This is a genomic window from Bacillus sp. GZB, from assembly GCF_001975995.1.
Taxonomy (GTDB): Bacteria; Bacillota; Bacilli; order Bacillales; family Bacillaceae; genus Bacillus; species Bacillus velezensis.
In genome coordinates, this window is record NZ_MTQG01000004.1 from 1 (window position 1) to 5,467 (window position 5,467).

General features: G+C 39.1%; 2 protein-coding genes. Both read right to left on the bottom strand.

Annotated elements, in window-relative coordinates; genetic code table 11:
• Positions 1-656 (bottom strand): KS-MAT linker domain-containing protein (locus BXO87_RS00040; RefSeq protein ID WP_139337709.1); only part of this gene is annotated, 656 nt, incomplete at its 3' end.
• Positions 657-684: 28 nt separating this feature from the next.
• On the bottom strand, positions 685-5,436 hold the full coding sequence (locus BXO87_RS00045; RefSeq protein WP_239692954.1) for an SDR family NAD(P)-dependent oxidoreductase: 4,752 nt from the start codon (positions 5,434-5,436) through the stop codon (positions 685-687).
• Positions 5,437-5,467: the final 31 nt, after the last annotated feature.

Consider the following 5,467-nt stretch of genomic DNA (forward strand, 5'->3'; position numbering starts at 1 on the left):
GACTCCGGCAGATAAGCAGAGCTTTCGTTAACGGAATAGAAGAAATCTTCTGTCTCAGATAATACAGAAGTGAAACGCTGCCTACTAAGATCAGATGTATTTTCATGGACCAACGGGTGTATGGTACCGAGCTGGTTCGTTGATGCTGCAGACGGCTGTTTAATTTCTGAAGGCACCCAGTATTTTTCCTTCGCAAACGGATAGGTCGGAAGACTAATAAAGCGGGGTCTGACTGCCATTTGATCAAACATTTTATTCCAATCTACACTAATCCCCTTCGTCCAAAAATCAAGAATCCTTCCATACTTTTTATTTTCGAGCAATTTTTCTATTGCAGTCTGCAGTTCCTCTTCTTTACCAAAAACAGATAAAATATCATTATTTCCATGGGTATCCCCCTGGAAAAAGTCAATGGCGGCTTCTTCCCCTGCCATATAAGAATAAAGTTTTTTTTCAAGCTCTTTTATAGAAGTTACTAATAAAGCTAAGCGATATTCCATGTGTTCGCGCCCAACTAAGAGCGTATAACTAATATTAGTAAGGTCAGCATCCGTAAACTTCCGTTTATCAATCGTCGTAGCCAAGCGTTGCACCTGGTCACGGAGTCGGATTTTATCCCTGGCGGATAAGACGATAATTTCGGGTTGTTTTAACATTTCGTCGATTCCCCCCATAATAAGCCCCTTATTTTTCCTTAATATATTCTTCTAATATAACGTGAGCATTAGCTCCCCCAGCACCAAATGAAGAAACGCCAGAAATTCTCGGATATTCTTGACTTGTGCCATTATGTTCAATTACCGGCCTCTTCCAATCAACCAGATCCTTTTGTACATAAAATGGACTATCTTCAAAATCAATATGAGAATTTAATTCCTCTGCATGTAGGGATGGTGCAATCTGACCATTTTTCATTTGAAGAACGATTTTCATTAATCCGGCAATACCTGCTGCACTTTCAAGGTGCCCAATATTGGACTTGGCTGAACCGATAGAACAGAATTGCAAATCTTTTGTATCACTTCGAAATGCCTGTGTAAGACCCGAAATCTCAATGGGATCTCCAAGCTCAGTTCCTGTACCATGAGCTTCAATATAGCTAACTGTACGTGCATTAACTCCTGATTTATCCAATGCATTACGAATAAGTTCGCCCTGTGCCGTTGGATTAGGCACTGTATAACCGTTCGTTTTTCCTCCATGGTTAATACTTGTACCTTTGATAACTCCATAAATGTTATCGCCGTCTTCAATTGCTTTAGCAAGAGGTTTTAAAAGGATCGCTCCTGCACCTTCGCCCGGTACAAACCCATTCGCCCCCTTGCCAAAGCTCTTACATTTGCCATCACTTGACAACATTTTCTTTTCACAGAGTAAAATATAAGTTGCCGGGTGAGTATAAACATTCACTCCTCCAGCAATGGCTATTTCACAATCGCCCCGTTTAATAGTTTCACAGGCTTCATGAATGGCTGATAATGATGAAGAGCACATTGTATCAATAGGAAGGCTCGGACCGTGCAAATCAAAAATATATGAAATACGGTTTGCAACTGAACTAAACGAAGTGCTGAGATTAATATTCTCACCTTGCTTCCATAAATCTGGTCCGTATAACTCAAATCCAGTTTTTGTGATGCCTATAAAAACACCAACATTACCATTGTGATGCTGCTTAATCCTCTCCTTGGTATAGCCCGCATCTTCAAAAGTTTTCCAACATTCCTGCAGGATCAAGCGTTCCTGTGGGTCCATCGTCATCGCTTCACGTGGTGAGATCTTAAAAAAGAGAGGGTCGAAGTCGGCAAAACCATCGATAAATCCGCCCCACTTACTATAGCTTTTGCCCTGTTCGATAGCTTTTTTTACATCACTAACATAAAAGCCATCTAAAGACCATCGTTCTTCTGGAATTTCCGTAATGCTGTCTTTACCAGCCCTTAGATTTTCCCAGAACTCATCAAGATCATTAGCCTGCGGTAATCGTGCGCTCATTCCTATTATCGCAATTGGCATAGAATTTGATGTTCCCTGTTTGTTTACCTGATTATCTTCATCTAGCAAATTACTTATCCGCCTGTCAGTCCTGCTTCCGTCGAACATTGAATCCGTTTTACAAGTTGAAATACTATTACTGTTATCCCTCTCTTCCACACTCATACTTTGATCTTCATTTAAATTAAAGAGATTCAAAAGAGTATCCTTTTGGTTTCTAATCAAGTATTTTACTAATTCATCAATACTCTTGCATTCAAAGAACAGAGTACTGTATATATTGTTGAAAACTTGATTAAATGTATAAGTTAAATGTTTGACCATAATCGAATCAATGCCATACTTTTCAAGGTCTTCTCTTGTATCTAACTGGTGATACGGGATCTTGAGAGACTGTCCCACTAATTTGGTTATATACTGGGTGCTCTTTTCTAATAACAAGTTTTCAATTTGAGTGCTCTCTCTTCTCTTAGGTTCCTGAATGGGAATAGCCTGTGACTTAGACGGCATACCGTTTGCTACCATTGAATTTTCTTTTGATTTGTCGCCTCTCATATAAAGGAGCTGACATTCAGGTAAAGACATAATAAAGTCCAAATCCTCCATAGCTTTTTTAGGATTAATCGGACTCATTCCAGACATAGAAATTCTGATCTTAAACGCTTCAGAAAGTGACTCGCCAATGCCGATGTCCCCCCAATATCCCCAATTAATTGTTTTAACTTTACATGACCATTCTCTTGATAGTCTTTGAACAAATCCATCCTCAAATGTACAACCAGTAGAATACCCGCTTTGTCCGCCTAGTTTATTAAAGGAGGCAACAGATGAAAAATAGACAACAAAATCAAGAGGTTCATTCGCAAAAACTTTTGCCATATATACGCTGGCATCTATCTTTATTCCGATGATTTTTTTATAAGTGTCTACGTCCAATTCAGATATACTTCTGTCAAGCAAGCCAATAGCTGAATGAACAAGGCCGCTAACATGTGGATATATTTTTTTAATTTGTTTGTACGCTCTTTCCAGTGACTCTACATCAGTAGCATCTGCTGAAATGTAGCGCGGTGCCGGACCAAAAGCACTGAGTCTTGCAATTTTTTTATCGATTTCGATATTCCTCATTCTTCGGCCAATCCAGATGATATTCGCCTTATAATGACGAATCATGTACTCACTCCAGGTTTCTCCGATACCTCCGGCTCCGCCGATAACAACATAGACTCCGCCTTCTCGATAAACACTTTTTACCGGGGAGTTCTTCCTGCTGTAGCTAACAAGCTGCATTTTGTACCAGCTATTCTTTCTGTATGCAACTGCGTTACCTTCTTTATCTACAGGTATATGTAACATTGTATTTACAGGCCAGTGCACTTGATTTTCTAAATCAACAAGACGAATGTTCCACTGAGGAAATTCTTTAGCTACAGAACCAACTACTCCATTAATCCCGGCATGCACAGGGTTTACAATGTCATCATCCAATACAGCTTGACTGTTGGAGGTAATAACAGTTAAATCAAATTCTTTATTATGATATTCAAGCTGAAGAAGGGCCTTTATCATTTTAAATAAAAAAATCACTCCGTATTCTTGAGAGTCAACGACCTCTTGACTAACTACTGAATATATTTCGCTAGCAGGCACTATCCACACAAGGTGGTCAATTTCACCGTTTTTTTTCAGTTTTTCAGCAATTTTATCGATGCTCCACTCTTTATCCTGAATATTCCATACAGACGCATTTGGATATTCCCTTAATAACTCAGTTCTTCCTTCACTGAAATCACCAGCAATCAGCATATGGTTTACTGTTTTTTGTTTATTTGCTAATACAATTTGCTTCCATACAGGAATCATTGTAATGTTTTCTTCTGTACTTTCATTGACTCTATCTTTAATGGTAATAGCTTGATTATTTACTTGCAGACTATCGCTGGATTCATTTTCTTTCTCTAAGACGTTGATTTGATATTCTTCTGATAATTGATAGGAGTAATCTGTTAATTTTATAATGACATCTCCTTCATGATTACATAAAGTAATGTTCACTTGTTGAAATGAAGTCTGTGCAGAATCAAGTTTTCCTTCATCAGTTAAGGTTACATAAGCCCACATTTTTTCGGTGCAGGCATTTATGACTTCTAATTCTCCAAGAGCCCTACTTAAAGGTTTTTTAACTGCAATGATTTCATCCTTTTGACTCTCCCTGAGCGTTAGCCCTATTACCGATTGTAAAGCCGCCTCAAGCATACTTGGATGAAGCATAAAGGAACCTTTGCTGTCATTTACGCAACTCGGCAATTCCAATTCAGCTAATACACTTTTCTGTCCAATATAAAGTTTCTTTAGTGCATTAAATCCCTCGCCATTTTTGATCCCTGCTGCATGTAAAACTCGATTCCATTTATTCGAACTTACATAATTTGAATTGCATTTATCTTTTATTGCTCTTATATCTATTAAGCCAGATCTGTCAGACTGTACAAATTTTCCTGTACCTCGACAATGTACAACCGGATTACTTTCACTTTTACTAAAGATTTCATAAATAATCGTTCCGTCGGCTTCTGGATATAACCCGGTAAACAGCTCCAACCGCTGCAATTCATCTGAGATAGGGTTCATCCACTCTATATTCTGGATTAAGACCCCATTAGTTTCGGCGACAATCTCACTGCCTGCATCAGCAAATGCCATTCTCGCCATTTCCAAGTAAATTGAATCAGGTAATAAGCGCCGCTCTTTAACAATAAAATCTTTTATAAAAAACTCATGACTTGTGAAACCAGTACGGTAACGTTGTCCTAATAAGGATGAGACATTTTGATGCAGCAACGGGTGAATAATTCCTGTGTCCCGCTTGCTGTAAGGTTGAAAAAACTCTTCCTTTTCTATCCAGTAATTCTGCTTCGCAAAAGGATATGAAGGTAGATTGACTTTGTTAAACTTTACATCGCCAAAAAGATCTGCAGATACTTCATAACCTAGACAATAAAACTCGGCCAACACGCACAGATTTTCTTTATACTTATTCGGGTTTTCCTCCATATAACTCTGCTTTATGATATCCTCCATCGCTTTCCTTAGTACTGCCCGGCCTGTAAAGTCTCTTGATACTCTTCCTTTAAATAGATCCGGCAGTTTTTCGTTCTCTTCAGCTTGCCTGAGTATTCGGACCGCATCCTCCCTGTCTTTGACCACAACGGCACAGCGATGATCGAAGTGATGTCTTCCTTCCATCAGCGTATAGCTGATTTTTGCCAGGTCCATCGCTCCAGTATTTTGAGACTTTTCAAGAAAGCCCGCCATCTCATGAATTTTCCCCTGCAAGGCTTCAGATGTTTTAGCTGACAAGACAAGCAAATAATATGGTTTGTCGTCCTGAGTGTTTTCCTTCTCTCTTACAGTACTTTCTGGCGTATAGCTTTGAAGCACGACATGGGCATTCGTACCGCTCATCCCAAAG